Source organism: Streptomyces sp. T12 (assembly GCF_028736035.1).
In the GTDB taxonomy this organism is placed as follows: Bacteria; Actinomycetota; Actinomycetes; order Streptomycetales; family Streptomycetaceae; genus Streptomyces.
This window is the reverse complement of the sequence record NZ_CP117866.1, coordinates 2,349,963-2,367,293: the sequence shown is the minus strand read 5'-3', so window position 1 is coordinate 2,367,293 and position 17,331 is coordinate 2,349,963. Positions and strand designations below refer to the sequence as shown.

14 protein-coding genes are annotated in these 17,331 nt (G+C 69.9%); all 14 read left to right on the top strand.

All coding sequences use genetic code 11. From position 1 onward, the window contains the following. Positions 1–56 precede the first annotated feature (56 nt). The 14 genes from PBV52_RS10490 (at position 57) to PBV52_RS10425 (ending at position 17,329) form a co-directional block, all read left to right on the top strand. Positions 57–1,349, top strand: coding sequence for a polysaccharide lyase family 1 protein (locus PBV52_RS10490; RefSeq protein WP_274238039.1), 1,293 nt, complete (start codon positions 57–59; stop codon positions 1,347–1,349). Then, positions 1,346–2,503 (top strand): Gfo/Idh/MocA family protein, encoded by a 1,158-nt coding sequence (locus PBV52_RS10485; protein ID WP_274238038.1) that lies wholly within the window; start codon positions 1,346–1,348, stop codon positions 2,501–2,503. Before PBV52_RS10490 ends, PBV52_RS10485 begins: the two co-directional genes overlap by 4 nt. Then, positions 2,503–3,348: a PmoA family protein gene (locus PBV52_RS10480; protein WP_274238037.1), complete on the top strand. Its 846-nt coding sequence runs from the start codon at positions 2,503–2,505 to the stop codon at positions 3,346–3,348. Before PBV52_RS10485 ends, PBV52_RS10480 begins: the two co-directional genes overlap by 1 nt. Then, complete coding sequence (locus PBV52_RS10475; protein ID WP_274238036.1) at positions 3,345–4,853, top strand: glycoside hydrolase 43 family protein; 1,509 nt, start codon at positions 3,345–3,347, stop codon at positions 4,851–4,853. Before PBV52_RS10480 ends, PBV52_RS10475 begins: the two co-directional genes overlap by 4 nt. 28 nt (positions 4,854–4,881) lie before the next feature. Next, a complete protein-coding gene (locus PBV52_RS10470) occupies positions 4,882–6,891 on the top strand; it encodes a pectinesterase family protein (RefSeq protein WP_274238035.1) in 2,010 nt (669 codons plus the stop codon). A 51-nt stretch (positions 6,892–6,942) separates the two neighbouring features. Next, on the top strand, positions 6,943–8,286 hold the full coding sequence (locus PBV52_RS10465; protein ID WP_274238034.1) for a sugar ABC transporter substrate-binding protein: 1,344 nt from the start codon (positions 6,943–6,945) through the stop codon (positions 8,284–8,286). Positions 8,287–8,439: 153 nt separating this feature from the next. Continuing rightward, positions 8,440–9,240: a rhamnogalacturonan acetylesterase gene (locus PBV52_RS10460; RefSeq protein ID WP_274238033.1), complete on the top strand. Its 801-nt coding sequence runs from the start codon at positions 8,440–8,442 to the stop codon at positions 9,238–9,240. A gap of 31 nt (positions 9,241–9,271) precedes the next feature. Further along, complete coding sequence (locus PBV52_RS10455; RefSeq protein WP_274238032.1) at positions 9,272–10,585, top strand: polysaccharide lyase family 1 protein; 1,314 nt, start codon at positions 9,272–9,274, stop codon at positions 10,583–10,585. Between the two features lie 111 nt (positions 10,586–10,696). Next, entirely contained in the window at positions 10,697–11,830 is a 1,134-nt protein-coding gene (locus PBV52_RS10450) for a pectinesterase family protein (protein ID WP_274238031.1), read from the top strand. Between the two features lies 1 nt (position 11,831). After that, entirely contained in the window at positions 11,832–12,857 is a 1,026-nt protein-coding gene (locus tag PBV52_RS10445) for a pectinesterase family protein (RefSeq protein WP_274238030.1), read from the top strand. Continuing rightward, entirely contained in the window at positions 12,850–14,118 is a 1,269-nt protein-coding gene (locus PBV52_RS10440) for a polysaccharide lyase family 1 protein (protein ID WP_274238029.1), read from the top strand. The genes PBV52_RS10445 and PBV52_RS10440 overlap by 8 nt, the downstream gene beginning before the upstream one ends. Continuing rightward, positions 14,111–15,268: a dienelactone hydrolase family protein gene (locus PBV52_RS10435; RefSeq protein ID WP_274238028.1), complete on the top strand. Its 1,158-nt coding sequence runs from the start codon at positions 14,111–14,113 to the stop codon at positions 15,266–15,268. Before PBV52_RS10440 ends, PBV52_RS10435 begins: the two co-directional genes overlap by 8 nt. A 50-nt stretch (positions 15,269–15,318) precedes the next feature. Then, complete coding sequence (locus PBV52_RS10430) at positions 15,319–16,431, top strand: chondroitinase-B domain-containing protein (protein WP_274238027.1); 1,113 nt, start codon at positions 15,319–15,321, stop codon at positions 16,429–16,431. A 100-nt stretch (positions 16,432–16,531) separates the two neighbouring features. Further along, a complete protein-coding gene (locus tag PBV52_RS10425) occupies positions 16,532–17,329 on the top strand; it encodes an HAD family acid phosphatase (RefSeq protein WP_274238026.1) in 798 nt (265 codons plus the stop codon). Positions 17,330–17,331: the final 2 nt, after the last annotated feature.

Below are 17,331 nucleotides of genomic sequence, written 5' to 3'. Positions count from 1 at the left end.
GCCGTGGGCGCTCCGAAGTGGTTGTTCGCCGGTCGGCGTGGGGGGGTGGTGTCGGTATGAGAGGACGTCAGATTGCTGTTGTCGGCGCCTTGTTGGGACTCCTGTGCGTCCCGGCCCACGCCGAGGCCCGGGACGTCAGCCGCGACACCCTGCCCGCGAACGACGGCTGGGCCTCCGAGGGGGAAGGCACCACCGGAGGCGCCGCCGCCGACGACGCGCACGTGTACACCGTCACCGACCGGGCCGGGCTCGTCCGCGCCCTCGACGGCGGCAGCGCCACCCCGAAGATCATCAGGATCGCGGGGACGATCGACGCCAACACCGACGACGACGGCGACCACCTGGACTGCGCCGACTACGCCACCGACGGCTACAGCACCAAGAAGTACCTGGCCGCCTACGACCCCCGCACCTGGGGCTCCGCCAAGCCCAGCGGCCCGCAGGAGGAGGCCCGCCAGGCATCGGCCGCCAAGCAGGCCGAGCGGATCGAGCTGGCCGTCGGCTCCCACACCACCATCGTCGGACTCGGCGACAGCGCGGTCCTCAAGGGCGCGAGCCTCCAGCTCGAAGGCGCCGAAAACGTCATCGTCCGCAACCTCGAACTCCGGGACGCCTACGACTGCTTCCCGGTCTGGCAGCCCAACACCGGCGGCCTCGGTGACTGGAAGACGGCGTACGACAACATCTGGCTGCGCGGCGCCACCCACGTCTGGGTCGACCATGTGACCCTCAGCGACAAGGGCCACCCGGACGAGAAGGAACCCACCTACTTCGGCCGCAACTACCTCCGCCACGACGGCCTGCTGGACATCACCAACGCCTCCGACCTGGTCACCGTCTCCTGGAGCCGGTTCGCCGACCACGACAAGGCGATCCTCATCGGCAACGGCGACACGGCCACCGGCGACCGGGGCAGGCTGCGGGTCACGCTGCACCACAACGAGTTCGAGTCCGTCGTCCAGCGCGCGCCCCGCGTCCGCTTCGGGCAGGTGCACCTCTACAACAACCGGTACGTCGTCCCGGCCGACGCCCACGACTACCGCTACTCCATCGGCGTGTCGACCGAGTCCGGCATCCACGCCGAGAACAACGCCTTCACCACGCCCGGACATGTCGAGGCCGCCGACCTGGTCAAGAGCTGGAACGGCACCGCTTTCCACCAGTCCGGCACCCTGTTCAACGGCTATCCGGTGGACCTGCTCGCCATCCACAACGCGTACAACTCCGGCAGCGAGCGTGATCTCACGGCCGACGTCGGCTGGACACCTACCCTGCACACAAAGATCGACAGCGCCGCCACGGCCGACCGTGAGGTGGCACGCGGCGCGGGCGCAGGGAGGATCCCATGAGCACGGCCGTACCCATCGTCCTGGCGGGCGCGCGCGGCCACGGCCGCTGGCACCTCGACAACATCCGCCGGCTCCAGGACAAGGGGATCGTCCGGCTGGCGGGGATCTGCGAGCTGACCCCGCTGAGCGAGGACGAGCTCCCGGCCGGCCTGGGGACGCCCGAGCAGTCCGCCGACTTCGGTGCCCTCCTCGACTCCACCGGCGCGAGCGTCGCGGTGATCTGCACGCCGATCCCGACCCACACCGACCTGGCGTTGACGGCCGCGCGCAGGGGTGTGCACATCCTGCTGGAGAAGCCGCCCGCCCCGTCGTACGCCGAGTTCCGGCGCATGGCCGACGGGGTCGCCGAGGCCGGGGTCGTCTGCCAGATCGGCTTCCAGTCGCTGGGCTCGCGAGCGGTGCCCGCGGTCCGGACGCTGATGGCCGAGGGCGCCGTCGGCGAGATCGTCGGGATCGGCGGTGCCGGTGCCTGGGCGCGCCCCGAGGCGTACTACCGGCGGGCTCCCTGGGCGGGCAAGCGGCGGCTGAACGGCGTCGACGTGATCGACGGCGTGCTGACCAACCCGCTCGCGCACGCCGTCGCCACCGCCCTCGCGCTGGGTGGCACGACCCACGCGGAGGACGTCACCGCCATCGAGACCGAGCTGCTGCGCGCCAACGACATCGAGTCCGACGACACCTCCTGCGTCCGCGTCACCACCGCGCACGGCCCCGAGGTCGTCGTCGCCGCGACCCTGTGCGCCGAGGACCCCGACGATCCGTACGTCGTCGTCCACGGCGAACACGGCCGGATCACCTTCTGGTACAAGCAGGACCGCGTCCTGCTCCAGCGCGCGAACCACGGCCCCGAGGAGTACGAGTACGGCCGCACCGACCTGCTGGAGAACCTCGTCGAGCACCTCACCGACGGCGCCGACCTGCTGGTCACGCCCGAGGCGACCGGCGCCTTCATGAAGGTCGTTGAAGCGATTCGACGGGCCCCCGACCCGGCCCCGCTGCCGGACGAGGCCTGGCAGCTGCTCCCCGACGAGCAGCGCCGGGTCGTGCCCGGCATCGACGGCCTCGTCGCGGCCGCCGCCGACACCCTCGCCCTCTACTCCGAGCTGGGCGCCCCCTGGGCCCTTCCGGCACGAACGAAAGAGGTGAGCACCTGATGACCCCCCACGACACCGCGGTGCTGCGCGTCGCGAGCCGACCGGTCGGCCGGTACGTCACCCGGCCCGAACTCCCGGCCCGGCTCTCCCCACGCCCGTATCTGCACCCCGTCACCACCCTGGCCGGCACGGCGGTCACCGAACTCAGCCCCGCCGACCACATCCACCACCTCGGCGTCGGTGTCGCCGTTCCCGACGTCGAGGGGCACAACTTCTGGGGCGGACGCACCTACGTCCGCGACCAGGGCCCGACCGAGCTCGACAACCACGGCGCCCAGCGCCACACCGCCTTCCAGCTGCGCGATCCCGACGGCTTCGTCGAGGAACTGCGGTGGGTGGCGGCGGGGGCCGAGCTGCTGCGCGAGCGCCGTACGGTCGCGACCACCGAACTCACCGTTTTCGCCTGGGCGTTGGACTTCACCTTCTCCCTGACCAACGTCACCTCCGGCCCGCTGTCGATCGGCAGCCCCGCCACCAACGGCCGCCCCGGCGCGGCGTACGGCGGCTTCTTCTGGCGGGCCCGCAAGGAGGCGGTGGCGCCGGAGGTGTTCACCGTCGACCGCGAGGGCGAGCAAGAGGTGCACGGCACCCGCGCCCCCTGGGTGGCTCTCGCGGGCTCCACCTGGACCCTGGTCTTCGCCGGGGCCACCGAACAGACCCGCCGGGATCCGTGGTTCGTGCGCGCCGGGGAGTATCCCGGCGTCGGCTCCTCCCTCGCCGCCGAGGAACGGCTGCCGATCCCGCCCGGCGAGACCGCCGTCCGCCGGATCGTCACCGTCGTCGCCGACGGCCGTATCAGCCGGCTCGAAGCGGCTGCCCTGGTCCGCAAGGCGGTGAGCCCGTGACGGCCGACGTGTATCGCAACCCCGTCCTGAACGCCGACTGGTCCGACCCGGACGTCGTCCGCGTCGGCGACGACTTCTACCTCACCGCCTCCAGCTTCGGCCGCGCCCCGGGCCTGCCCCTCCTGCACTCCCGCGACCTGGTCAACTGGACCCTGGTCGGCCACGCCGTCGACCACCTCGAACCGGCGCAGGAGTTCGCGGCACCGCGGCACGACTGCGGAGTCTGGGCCCCTTCCCTCCGGCACCACGACGACCGCTTCTGGATCTTCTGGGGCGACCCCGACCAGGGCATCTTCCAGGTCAACGCCCCCGAGATCCGCGGCCCTTGGACCCGCCCGCACCTGGTCAAGGAGGGCAAGGGCCTGATCGACCCCTGCCCTCTGTGGGACGACGAGCGTGGCGAGGCCTACCTCGTGCACGCCTGGGCCAAGTCCCGGTCGGGGGTGAAGAACCGCGTCACCGGCCACCGTATGCACCCAGACGGCACCGAGCTCCTCGACGAGGGCAAGCTGATCGTCGACGGTGACCGGATCCCGGGCTGGTTCACCCTCGAAGGCCCGAAGCTCTACCGGCACGACGGCTGGTTCTGGATCCTGGCGCCCGCCGGGGGAGTGGAGACGGGCTGGCAGGGCGCCTTCCGCTCGCGCGAGTTCTTCGGGCCGTACGAGGAGAAGATCGTCCTCGAACAGAAGGACACCGACGTCAACGGGCCGCACCAGGGCGGCTGGGTGCGCACCCCCTCCGGTGAGGACTGGTTCCTGCACTTCCAGCAGCGGGGCGCGTACGGCAGGGTCGTCCACCTCCAGCCGATGCGCTGGGGCACCGACGGCTGGCCGGTGCTGGGCGACGACGGCGCCCCCGTCGCCGTACACCGCACCCCCGACCTGCCGCCGCAGCCGCCCGCCGCGCCCGCCACCGACGACGACTTCCCCGGCGGACGCTTCGGCCGCCAGTGGTCCTGGACCGCCACTCCGCAGGACGGCTGGGCCACCCAGCACTCCGGCGACGGCCTGAAGCTGGCCTGCGTCCGCTCGGCTGACGCCCACGACCTGCGCAAACTGCCGAACGTGCTCACGCAGCGGCTGCCCGGCACGCCGTGCGCGGTGGAGGTCGAGCTGCGGCTGGACAGCGAGGAGCCGGGGGCGCGGGCGGGGCTCGCGGTGCTCGGGGACGCGTTCGGCTGGATCGGGCTCCAGCGGGGCACGGACGCAGAGGTGCACGTGGTGCACCGGTTCGCCGAGGCCGTCGCGGAGAAGGAACGGGATGCCGCACACGCGCGGCTCGCGCCTGAGGGGCGGGTGCGGCTGCGGATCGAGATCGGGGCGGGGGCGCGCTGTCGCTTCCACTACGACATCGGGGAGGGCCCGCGCCCGTCCGGCCCGGTCTTCGCGGCCACCCCCTGGCGCTGGGTCGGCGCCCTGCTCGGCCTGTTCGCCCTCACGCCCACCGGCTCGGGACACGCCGGCGCGGCGAGCTTCACGCAGTTCCGGATCACCTCCTTGTAACCCACCCGTACGCCTGTTGGGAGCCGCAATGACGCACCTCCATAGCAAGCGCTTGCCGAGACCGGGGTACGGCAGGGTCGTGGCCGCCGTGCTCGGCCTGGTGGCCGCCCTGTGCCTCGGGGCGGTCGGCGAGGCACAGGCCGTGAGCCCTGCTCCGACCGCCCTGACCGCCTCGACCGCCCCGACTGTCACGTCCGCTGATCGCTGGACCGATCAGCCGCACGGCTTCGCCTCGCTGGCCGGCGGGACCACCGGGGGCGCGGGCGGCAAGGTCGTGACCGTCACCGACCAGGCCTCGCTCGCGAAGTACGCGGCGGCCGAAGAGCCGTACGTCATCCGGGTGTCGGGGGCGATCGCCGTCGCGCCCTTCGGCTCGGACATCGTCGTGACCTCGAACAAGACCCTCGTCGGCGTCGGCGACACCGGCGAGATCGTCCACGGCGAGCTGCACCTCAACCCCGGCACGAGCAACGTCATCATCCGCAACCTGACGATCCGCGACTCCTATGTCGAGGGCGACTGGGACGGCAAGACGACCGACTTCGACGCCATCCAGATGGACACCGTCGACCACGTCTGGATCGACCACAACCGCCTCACGCACATGGGCGACGGACTGCTCGACATCCGCAAGGACAGCCGGTACATCACCGTCTCCTCCAACCAGTTCACCAGCCACAACAAGGCGTTCGGGATCGGCTGGACCACCAACGTCCAGACGGAGATCACGATCGACCACAACTGGTTCACGGGAACCAAGCAACGCAACCCGTCCGCCGACAACTGCGCCTACGCCCATCTCTACAACAACTACCTCTCGGCGCAGGTGGCCGACGGCGACCCGACGTGGACGTACGGGAACTGGTCGCGCGGACGGACCAGGATGGTCATCGAGAACAGCTACTACGACGGAGTCCAGCACCCCTACCAGGCCGACGCCACCGCCGAGTTGGTGCAGCGCGGCTCGATCCTGAAGAACGTCAGCGGACGTCAGGACGCGTGGGGGACGGCCTTCGATCCGCGGGAGTTCTACGACTACCGGCTCGATCCGGCCGCCGCCGTACCGGCGTTGGTGAAGAGGTTCTCCGGACCGCAGCAGCGGATCGGCACGACCCTGCACGTCCCGGCCGACTACCCGAGCGTGCAGGCCGCCGTGGACGCCGTGCCCGACGGCAACGCCGTGCCGGTCACCATCGCGGTGGCGCCGGGGACGTATCGCGAGAAGGTGTTCATCCCCGCGGCCAAGCCGAACATCGTGCTCAAGGGAACCGGGCGCGACCGGTCCGACACTGTGATCGTCTACGACACGCCCGCCGAGTACGGAGGGTCGACGGGGAGCGCCACCGTCAGGATCGCCGCGCACGACGTCACCGTCCGCAACCTCACCTTCAACAACGACTTCGACGAGGCCGCGGTCGAGCTGAAGGGCGAGCAGGCGCTGGCGATGAAGACGACCGGGGACCGGATCGTCTTCGAGAACACCTCCTTCCTGGGCAACCAGGACACCCTCATGACCGACAGCCCCAAGCTGGACGTGATCAACCGGGTCTACATCCGCGACTCCTACATCGAGGGCGACGTCGACTTCGTGTACGGGCGGGCGACCACCGTCATTGAGCGGTCCGTCATCCGCGCGCTGAGCCGGGGCTCGGACACCAACAACGGGTACATCACGGCCGCTTCGACCTGGACCGGCAACCCGTACGGGTTCCTGATCACCGACTCGCAGATCGTGAGCGACGCACCGCCCGGGAGCTTCCACCTGGGGCGGCCGTGGCATCCGGGCGGGGAGCCGAACGCCGTCGCACAGGTGCTGATCCGCGACACCTGGTTGCCCGCCGCGATCAAGTCCTCCCCCTGGACCGACATGAGCGGGTTCTCGTGGAAGGACGCGCGGTTCGCGGAGTACCGGAACTTCGGCCCGGGATCCGAGGTGACCGCGGACCGGCCGCAGATGAGCGCCGCCGACGCGAGCAGGCACACCATCGCGCACTACCTCCGGGGCACGGACGGCTGGGCGCCGTACGCGCGCCACTGAGACCCCCACAACTGCATATCTCCGCTGGATCCAGAAGAAGAGAGCCGAGCAATGAAGATCAGCATCCACAGAAGCAGGCGCGCCGCCGTGGCCGTCGCTCTGGGTTCCGTCCTCGCCCTGACCGCCACCGCCTGTGGTGACAGCGGCACGAGCGGCGACTCGGGCGACGAGGGCAGCGGCACGGGAGAGATCGTCTTCTGGGACAACAACGGCGGTGTCCGCACCGACATCTGGAAGGAGGTCATCGCCGACTTCCAGAAGGCGAACCCGGACATCAAGGTCGAGTACGTCGGGATCCCGTCGACCGACTACCAGTCCAAGGTGGACACCGCCATCCAGGGCGGCGGCCTGCCGGACGTCGGCGGCGTCGGCGCGGCGATGCTCGCCGGGTTCGTCGCGCAGAGCGCGCTGGAGCCGCTGGACGACCGGCTCGCCAAGTCCTCGCTGAACGGCAAGCTCAACGAGGACATGCTGACGTCGATGAAGGCCGCGGGCGGCGGTGACGACAAGCTGTACTCGGCTCCGACCTCCGCGAACAACGGTGTCCTGTACTACCGCACCGACCTGTTCAAGAAGGCGGGTCTGGACGAGCCCGCGACCTGGGACAAGTTCTACGAGGCCGCGGAGAAGCTCACCGACGCCAAGAAGAACGAGTTCGGTTACACCATCCGCGGCGGCGCCGGCTCCATCGCCCAGGCGCTGGACGCCATGTACGGACAGTCCGGCATCACGTCCTTCTGGGACGCCGGCGGTGAGAAGACGACCGTCAACGACCCGAAGAACGTCGAGGCGCTGGAGAAGTACGCGGCCCTCTACAAGAAGGTCACCCCGGCCGCCGACCTGAACAACGACTTCACCAAGATGGTCGCCCAGTGGGACTCCGGCACCATCGGGATGCTGAACCACAACCTCGGCTCCTACCAGGACCACGTCAAGGCGCTCGGGGTCGAGAATTTCCGCGGTATCCCGCAGCCCACGGGTCCGGACGGCAAGCGGGTCCAGGTCTCCAACCCGGTCGACGGTCTCGGCCTGTTCAAGAGCTCCAAGAACAAGGAAGCCGCCTGGAAGTTCATCGAGTTCGCCGCCTCGCACGAGTCGAACTCCAAGTGGAACGAATCGGCCGGCGCCATCCCGTCCAACACGGAGGCCGCTAAGGACGCCTGGATCTCCAAGGCCGAGCCGACCAAGCTCGCGGCGCAGGCCCTGAACGACGGGTCGACCACGATCGTGCAGCTGCCGTACTACCTGCCCGACTGGAACTCCATCTCCAAGGCCGACAACGAGCCGAACTTCCAGAAGGTGCTCAACGGGGACATGAGCGCCAAGGAGTTCCTGGACACGATGGCCGACCAGCTCAATGAGGCTCAGACCGAGTGGAAGGAAAGGAACGGCTAAGAGCTCGGGTGGTCCTGTGCGCGGCCGGCTGCGGGTTGTGTGTGGCTGGTCGCGCAGTTCCCCGCGCCCCTGGGGCGTCGCAATCCCCCCCCCACGTTTGAAGGCACCCCTGAACGACTCACCCATCAGCCCTGTTGAGAAAGGCACTTCCCCGTGTCGCTCACCCGCAGACAGGTAAGCCTGGCGGCCATGGCCGCCGTCCCGCTCGCTCTCGCGGCCACCGGTACCGCTCACGCCGGCTCCGGCCGCCGCACTCGCACCCTCTACATCGCCGGTGATTCCACCGCTGCCCAGAAATACGCCGACGCCGCCCCCGAGACCGGGTGGGGCATGGCGCTCCCCTTCTTTCTGCACAAGGACCGGACCGTTTCCAACCACGCGGTGAACGGGCGCAGTTCGAAGAGCTTCGTCGACGAAGGCCGGCTCGACGTCATCCTCGGGGCCATCCGGCCGGGCGACTTCCTTCTCATCCAGTTCGCCCACAACGACGAGAAGGCCACCGACCCCACCCGGTACACCGAGCCCTGGACGACGTACCAGGACTACCTGCGCCTCTACATTGACGGCGCCCGCGCCCGGGGTGCCCGGCCCGTCCTCGCCACCGCCGTCGAACGCCGGAAGTTCGACGCCGGCGGCAAGGCCCTGCCGACCCACGGCGACTATCCGGCAGCGATGCGTGCGCTCGCTCAGGAGGAGCGCGTCACGTTGCTCGACATCCAGGCCCTGTCCCTCGCGCTGTGGCAGCAGCTCGGGGTCGAAGGGACCAAGACGCACTTCAACTGGACCGCCACCGAGCAGGACAACACGCACTTCAATCCGCCCGGCGCCATCGCCGTGGCGCGTCTCGTGGCGCGGGAACTGCTGCGCACCCGCGTGCTGGCCCCGCAGGACGTGCGCCGGCTCGACGAGGAGATCCCGGAGTCCTGGGTCACCTGGCCGCAGGCCGCCGCGTAACCACCCCGACCGCAGAAGAGAGAGCCGCACAATGAACCCACAGGTATGGCATGGGCATGCCACGACGAAGGCAGCTGTGCTGATCGGCTGCACCGCGCTCGTCCTCGGTCTCACCGGCACCAGTGCCCAGGCGGGCCCCCGTGACCTCGGCCGCCAGGTCCTCGGCGCGGGCGACGGCTGGGGCTCGGAAGGTGCCGGTACGACCGGGGGGTCGGCCGCCGATGCCGAGCACGTCTACACCGTCACCACCTGGGCCGAGTTCAAGGCCGCGCTCAAGGACGGGGGCGACGCGCCGAAGATCATCCAGGTCAAGGGCATGATCGACGCCGTCTCCCAGGGCTGCGAGGCCTTCGTCACCGACGGGTACGACCTCCAGCAGTACCTCAAGGACTACGACCCGGCCGTCTACGGCAACGACAAGGTCGCCATGGGTCCGCAGGAGGACGCGCGGGTCGCCTCCGCCGCCAAGCAGGACACGGAGATCAAGGCCAACATCCCCAGCAACACCACCATCGTCGGCGTCGGCAAGAACTCCGGCATCCTCGGCGGCAGCCTCCAGATCAAGGGCGTCTCGAACGTCATCCTGCGCAACCTCACCATCGAGGCCCCGCTCGACTGCTTCCCGAAGTGGGACCCGACCGACGACAACGCCACCGGTGCCTGGAACTCCGAGTACGACGCCGTGGTCGTCTACGGCACCGACCACGTGTGGCTCGACCACAACACGTTCACCGACGGGCGCTACCCCGACAGCGAGCGGCCGGTCTACTTCGGCAAGGTCTTCCAGCAGCACGACGGGCTGACGGACATCGTGCGCGGCTCCAACTACGTGACCGTGTCCTGGAACCGCTTCCAGGACCACGACAAGAACATGCTGATCGGCAACGGCGACGGCCTCGCCGCCATCGACTCCGGCAAGCTCAAGGTCACCATGCACCACAACCGCTTCGACGGGATCCTCCAGCGGTCCCCGCGGGTGCGGTTCGGACAGGTCGACGTCTACAACAACCACTACGTGGTGACCGAGGAGCAGAAGGACGACTACTACATCTTCGGTATCGGCATCTCCTCGCAGCTCTACGCCAGCGACAACGCCATCACGCTGCCGGCCGGCGCGAGCGTCGGCAAGGTGCTGAAGAAGTGGAAGGAGTCGCCGCTGACCGCCGAGAACAACTACGTCAACGGCAAACTGACGGATCTCATCGCGGTCCACAACGCCGAGATCCCCGCGGAGACCCTCCAGTCCGGCGCCGGGTGGAAGCCGACCCTGCGCACGAAGGTCGACAACCCCAAGGCGCTGCCGGGGATCCTCAACCACTGCGCGGGCGCCGGCCACCTGCGCTGACCCGGCCCACCCGCACCGGGCCGGGGCACGCCGCCCCGGCCCCACCACCCCCCACGGCGAGGTAGTCCCCCGCAACATCCCCGAAGAGCCGCACCGCGAAGGAGCACCCGCATGCCCTCGCCCCACCGCCAACTCCCCCTGTCCAGACGGGGGTTCCTGCTGGCGAGCGCCGGAGCCGGCACCGCCCTCGCGCTCGCGTCGGTCCCCGCCCGAGCCGTCGGCGCCCGACCGCACCCCTTCGGCCGGTACGGTTCACCGGCCGCCCGCCTGACCGCACAGACCCTGTACGTCGACGCGTCCGGCCAGGGCGACTTCACCTCCGTCCGAGCCGCCGTGACCGCCACGACCGGCAGCGGCTGGACGCTGGTCATCGCCCCGGGGACGTACCGGGAGACCGTCGCCGTCGACGTGACCCGCACGGAGATGACCTGGCTCGGCGCCGGCGACGACCCGCGTGACGTCGTCATCGTCTACGACAACGCCGCCGGTACCCCCAAGCCGGGCGGCGGAACCTACGGCACCACCGGATCCGCCACCACCACCGTGCAGGCCGCGGGATTCACGGCCCGCCACATCACCTTCGCCAACGACTGGCTGCGCGCCGATCACCCCGAGATCTCCGGCACCCAGGCGGTCGCCATCAAGGTGCAGGGCGACCGGTCCGCGTTCCACCACTGCCGGTTCCTCGGCCACCAGGACACCCTGTACGCCGACTCGATGGCCCTGGCCGTCTTCGCCCGCCAGTACTTCTCGCACTGCTATGTCGAGGGCGACGTCGACTTCGTCTTCGGGCGGGCCACCGCGGTGTACGAGCACTGCCACTTCCGGACCCTGAACCGGACCGACCTGACGTCGGCTCCGTACGGCTTCGTCTTCGCGCCCTCGACGGCGGGCGCCAACCCGCTCGGGTACCTGGTGACCAGGAGCCGTGTCACCAGCGAGGCCCCGGACGCCTCCTACAAGCTGGCCCGCCCCTGGGTGCCCAGCTCCGACACCACCGCCCGCCCGTCCCTCGTCGTCCGGGACACCCACCTCGGGGCCGGCATCGACGCGGTCGCGCCCTACACCAACATGTCCGACGCCTTCCCCTGGCAGAGCCAGCGCTTCGCCGAGTACCGCAACACCGGCCCCGGCTCAGTCATCACCGTCCCCGAGAACCGGCCCCAACTCACCGACGAACAGGCCGAGTCGGCGACCCGCGCGGCCTACCTCGGCGACTGGCAGCCGTGGAAGGAGGCGTGCTGAGATGCGCAGGCGCACTCTTCTCGCGGCCGGAATGGGCCTGGTCGCCGCCGGGGCCACCCCTGCCCTCGCCGCCGGGCCCCGCCGTGTCCTGCACGTGCGCCCCGGCGACTCCGTCCAGGCGGCCGTGGACGCGGTGGACGGGCCCGGCTGGACGATCGTCGTGCACCCGGGGACGTACCGCGAGGTCGTCGATGTGCCGGCCGACAAGGCGGAGTTGACCCTGCGCGGTGCCTCCTGCGACCCGCGCGACGCCGTCATCGTCTACAACAACGCGAACGGCACGCAGAAGCCCGACGGCTCGGGAACGTACGGCACCGCGGGCTCCGCCACCTTCACCTCGGCCGCCCCCGGCCTCACCGTCCGCGACCTGACCCTCGCCAACGACTGGCTGCGCGCCGACCACCCCGACATCACCGGCACCCAGGCGGTGGCGGCGTACACGTACGGCGACCGCACCCACTTCGAGAACGTCCGGCTGCTGGCCCACCAGGACACGCTGTTCGTCGAGACGAGCGCGCTGACCGCCTTCGACCGGCAGTATTTCCACCGTTGCTACATCGAGGGCGACGTCGATTTCGTCTTCGGCCGGGCGACCGCCGTCTTCGAGGAGTGCCACTTCCACACGCTGCAGCGGGACGTCGACTTCACCCCCAAGGGCATGGTCTTCGCCCCGTCCACCGCCCGCGCCAACCCCCGCGGCATCCTCGCCGTCCGCTCCCGCATCACCTCCGGTGCCCAGGACGCGGCGTACAAGCTGGCCCGGCCGTGGGTGCCGACGTACGAGACGACCGCCTGGCCGTCCCTCGTCGTGCGGGACACCCGGATCGGGCCCGGCATCGATCCCGTCGCGCCCTACACCAACATGCGGGAGCAGTATCCCTGGCAGACCATGCGGTTCCGGGAGTACCGCAACTCCGGGCCGGGCGCTGTCATCTCGATTCCGGAGAACCGGCCTCAACTGACCGCGGCGGAAGCCGAGGCGCACACCAAGCGGACGTATCTCGGCGACTGGCGGCCCGGTGCGTAGGGCCGCCGCCGTCCTTCTCGCCGGTGCGTGCCTGCTCTGGGCGCCCGGGGCCGTCGCCGCCGAACAGCGCGGCCCCGTCGGCTGGGCCGCCACCGGCCCCGGCACCACCGGCGGGGCGGGCGGCACCACCTGGACGGTGCACACCCGCGCCGAGCTCAAGGAGGCCCTCGGCAACCACGGCGACCCCGGTGCGCCCAAGGTGATCCGGGTCGTCGGCGACGTCAGTGGCCATGAGGCGGCCGACGGTTCGCTGCTCGGCGAGCAGGACTACGCGCCCGGATACGACCTCGCCAAGTACATGTCCTGCTTCGGTGAGGACGGGGCCGAGTGGTCCGACACCCGCTACGACTACTGCAAGCAGCAGCGTCAGCTCCGCCAGACCGGGTCGAACAAGGAGAAGGCGCAGATCCAGCTGACCGTGCCGAGCAACACCACGCTCGTCGGGGCCGGCGACGACGCCCGGCTCCTCGGGGTCTTCCTGACCGTCAACACCGGCACGAACATCGTCGTGCGGAACCTGCATCTCGAAGCCCCCGTCGACCACTTCACCAGCTGGTCGCCGGACGACGGCGCACAGGGCAACTGGAACGCCCGCTTCGACGCGCTGACCGTCATCACCGGCAAGCACCTCTGGATCGACCACTGCACCTTCACCGACGGCCGCTTCCCGGACCGCGAGGCGCCGCTCGGCTTCCACGGCGAGCACGTGCAGCGGCACGACGGGCTGCTGGACATCGAGGACGGCTCCGACTTCGTCACCGTCTCCGACAGCCGCTTCGACGACCACGACAAGGCGCTCCTCATCGGTTCGGGCGACGGACGCGGCGACCGCGACCGCGGACACCTCAAGGTGACCTTCGCGCGGAACCTGTTCACCGACATCGTGCAGCGCGGGCCCCGCGTCCGCTTCGGGCAGGTGCACGTCGTCAACAACGTGTACCGGGGGAGGGCCACGGACACCCTCTACGCGCTCGGTGTCGGGGTGGAGTCCGCGATCTTCTCGGAGCGCAATGTCTTCAGCTACCCGCGGGGTGAGCCGTCCCTCGCCGTCGCCGCCTACGGAGGCGAGCACTTCCACGACACCGGCTCCTGGTTCAACGGCCGCCCGGCCCGGCTGAACGCGGTGGCCGGCGGCCTCGGGCTCACCGACGACGTCGGCTGGCACCCGGGCGACGTGTACGCGTACCGGCCGCTGATGTCCCGGGCGGCGGTCGAGCACTACGTCCTGACCCAGGCCGGCGCGGGGAGGCCGCATGCCTGACGCGATGGGACGCCGGACGTTCGTGACCGGAGCCGCCGCCGTGGCCCTCGCGGCGGGAACCGGGAATGCCGAGGCGGCCGACCTCGTCGGCGGTAACCTCCCCGACTTCCACCAGGCCCTCAAGGCCGAGCTGAACTTCCCGCTCGCCTGGGGCACCTCACCGATCCGCGACTTCCGGGCCTGGCGGCGCGCCGCCCGCGCCAAGGTCGAGGAGCACCTCCTCGTCGACCGCCAGGACGGCACGCCGTACGCACCGCAGTTCACCGCAGGCCCTCAAGGCGACGGATACACAAGGGAGTTGGTCACCCTCTCCCTCAGTCGCCACGAACGCGTCCGCGCTGCCCTCCTCACCCCGCAGGGACCCGGGCCCTTCCCCGCCGTCCTCCTGCTCCACGACCACGGGGCCAGGTTCGACATCGGCAAGGAGAAGCTCGTCCGGCCCTGGTACGACGACACCCGGCTCGCCTCCGCGCAGGCCTGGGCGGACCGGTACTTCAGCGGGCGGTTCGTCGGCGACGAGCTCGCCCGGCGCGGCTATGTCGTCCTGTGCGCGGACGCCCTCGGCTGGGGCGACCGCGGGCCCCTCGCCTACGCCGAGCAGCAGGCCCTGGCCTCCAACCTCTACCACCTCGGCTCCTCACTCGCCGGACTCATGGCCCGCGAAGACGCCCGAGCCGCCGAATTCCTGGCGGACCTCGACCGGGTGGACGCACGCCGGGTCGCGGCCGTCGGGTTCTCGATGGGCGCCTACCGCGCCTGGCAGACCGCCGCGCTGACCGACGCGGTCACGGCCACCGCCGCCGTCTGCTGGATGACCGGCCTGAAGGAAATGATGGTGCCCGGCAACAACACCCTGCGCGGGCAGTCCTCGTACTACATGCTCCACCCCGGGCTTCCCCGGTTCCTCGACTTCCCCGACGTGGCGAGCATCGCCGCACCCAGGCCGATGCTCTTCTTCGACGGCGGGCTCGACCCGCTGTTCCCCGCCGACGGCGTCCGCGTGGCGTACGACAAGCTGCGCGCCGTCTGGCGCTCCCGCCACGCCGAGGAGCGGTTGCACCTGAAGACCTGGCCCGACCTCGGCCATGTCTTCGTCGACCGCATGCAGGACGAGGTCTTCGCATGGCTCGACACCGTCCTGTGCACGTGAACCATCCCCCCACCCGCACGAGCACCCGCACGAGAAGGGACCCGCTCTCCATGTCTCGTCGTACCGCACTCGCCGCCACAGCGGCCCTCACCCTGGGCGCCGGCCTGGCCGTCCTCCCCACCCAGGCCCAGGCCGCGACCGTGGTCGTCAGCAACTCCACCGACCTGTCCAACGCCATCAAGAACGCCACCGCCGGCACCGTCATCCAGGTCCGCGGCGGCACGTACTACCCGACGGCCACGCTCCAGTCCACGGCCAACGGCACCTCCTCCTCGCCGATCACACTCACCGCGTACGGCTCGGAGACCGTCAAGATCGCCGGGTCGTCGCTGCCCTCCGGCTCCTGGATCTTCAAGCTGACCGCCGACTACTGGAACGTCTCCAACATCACCTTCCAGAACTCCCCGGACAGCGCGGTCGTCTGCCAGTCCTGCACCGGGACCAACTGGAACAACATCAAGACCATCAACGGCGGCGACTCCGGCTTCACGCTCACCGGCGACGGGACCGTCAACAACACGGTCAGGAACATCGACTCCTACGGCCACTACGACGCCGCCAATCACGGCGAGAACGCCGACGGCATCGCCGTGAAGTTCGGCTCCGGCACCGGGAACCTGATCACCGGCGCCCGCCTCTACAACAACTCGGACGACGGTCTGGACTTCTGGTCCTTCTCCTCCCCGGTCACCGTCGAGCACACGTGGGCCTTCGGCAACGGCAAGAACCGCTGGTCCGACTCCGCCTTCGCGGGCGACGGCAACGGCTACAAGCTGGGCGGCGACGGCGAGACCGTGGCCCACGTCATCAACAACTCCGCCGCCTGGGACAACGCCGGCAACGGCTTCACCGAGAACAGCAACAAGGGCGCGATCGTCATCAACCGCACCACCGCCTACGCCAACGCCAAGTGGGGCTACTACTTCGCCACCGGCGCGGCCCGGCTCGGCAAGAACCTCGCCGTGAGCAACGGCGGCGGCCAGGTGAACAAGGGCTCGTCGGTGGTCTCGGCCGGCAACAACTGGGACTCCGGCATCTCGACACCGGCCTTCCGCTCCACCGACGCCTCGACCACCTACAACGCCCGGCAGTCCAACGGCTCGCTGCCGGTGACGACCTTCCTGACCACGGGCAGCACGACCATCGGGGCGACGATGGACTGACCTGCCCGGGGAAGCGCGAGACCCGTTCGTCCGTGAGACAGGTAAAGATCGGGCAACGGGTCTCGCGCTCATGCGGGTGACGCGCGTAGAAATCTTTGTCATGCATAAACCACTGCGTATCGCGGCCGTCACCGCCGCCTGTGCCGTCGCCGGTGCCGCCCTGTACGGCGCCGGCGCCGCCACGGCCGGCCAGTCGACCGCGAACAGCACCCACGAGCCCTACAACATAGGGCTGCTGGTCAAGGACATAGACACCTACTACGGCACCACGCCCGACGCGAACGGCGTCTACCAGGCGTCCAAGGACAGCCCCTACGCCAAGGACCTGGCGCGCATCGACAAGGCCGCCCGGAAGTACATCGACAAGGCGGCCCGCAAGGCGCTGCACAAGGGCGAGAAGCCGGCCGTCGTCTTCGACATCGACGACACGCTGCTGCTCAGCCTCGACTACGAGAAGAAGACCAACTACACGTACAACAGCGCCACTTGGGCCGAGTACGTCAACAAGGCGGACCGCCCGGCCGTCTTCGGCAGCCCGGAGCTGGTCCGGTACGCCGAGTCCAAGGGCGTCGAGGTCTTCTACAACTCGGGCCTGAGCGAGGCGCAGCGGTCCGCCGCCGTCGAGAACCTGAAGAAGATCGGCGCCGAGGTGAACCTCGACGCCGACCACATGTTCCTCAAGGACAAGGCGAACCCGCCGGCCTACCTCGCCGAGTGCGCCACGCCGGGCACCTGGAACTGCACGACCGTGCAGTACAAGTCCGGCACCCGGCAGCACATCGAGGACGACCTCGGCTACGAGATCATCGCCAACTTCGGCGACCAGTACAGCGACCTCGAAGGCGGCTACGCGGACGAGACGTACAAGCTGCCGAACCCGACGTACTTCGTCAGCTGAGC

Excerpts from the sequence above, each read along its gene's own strand:
- PBV52_RS10490 (WP_274238039.1), top strand. The coding sequence starts at position 57 with ATGAGAGGACGTCAGATTGCTGTTGTCGGCGCCTTGTTGGGACTCCTG.
- PBV52_RS10485 (WP_274238038.1), top strand. The coding sequence starts at position 1,346 with ATGAGCACGGCCGTACCCATCGTCCTGGCGGGCGCGCGCGGCCACGGC.
- PBV52_RS10480 (WP_274238037.1), top strand. The coding sequence starts at position 2,503 with ATGACCCCCCACGACACCGCGGTGCTGCGCGTCGCGAGCCGACCGGTC.
- PBV52_RS10470 (WP_274238035.1), top strand. The coding sequence starts at position 4,882 with ATGACGCACCTCCATAGCAAGCGCTTGCCGAGACCGGGGTACGGCAGG.
- PBV52_RS10465 (WP_274238034.1), top strand. The coding sequence starts at position 6,943 with ATGAAGATCAGCATCCACAGAAGCAGGCGCGCCGCCGTGGCCGTCGCT.
- PBV52_RS10455 (WP_274238032.1), top strand. The coding sequence starts at position 9,272 with ATGAACCCACAGGTATGGCATGGGCATGCCACGACGAAGGCAGCTGTG.
- PBV52_RS10450 (WP_274238031.1), top strand. The coding sequence starts at position 10,697 with ATGCCCTCGCCCCACCGCCAACTCCCCCTGTCCAGACGGGGGTTCCTG.
- PBV52_RS10445 (WP_274238030.1), top strand. The coding sequence starts at position 11,832 with ATGCGCAGGCGCACTCTTCTCGCGGCCGGAATGGGCCTGGTCGCCGCC.
- PBV52_RS10435 (WP_274238028.1), top strand. The coding sequence starts at position 14,111 with ATGCCTGACGCGATGGGACGCCGGACGTTCGTGACCGGAGCCGCCGCC.
- PBV52_RS10430 (WP_274238027.1), top strand. The coding sequence starts at position 15,319 with ATGTCTCGTCGTACCGCACTCGCCGCCACAGCGGCCCTCACCCTGGGC.
- PBV52_RS10425 (WP_274238026.1), top strand. The coding sequence starts at position 16,532 with ATGCATAAACCACTGCGTATCGCGGCCGTCACCGCCGCCTGTGCCGTC.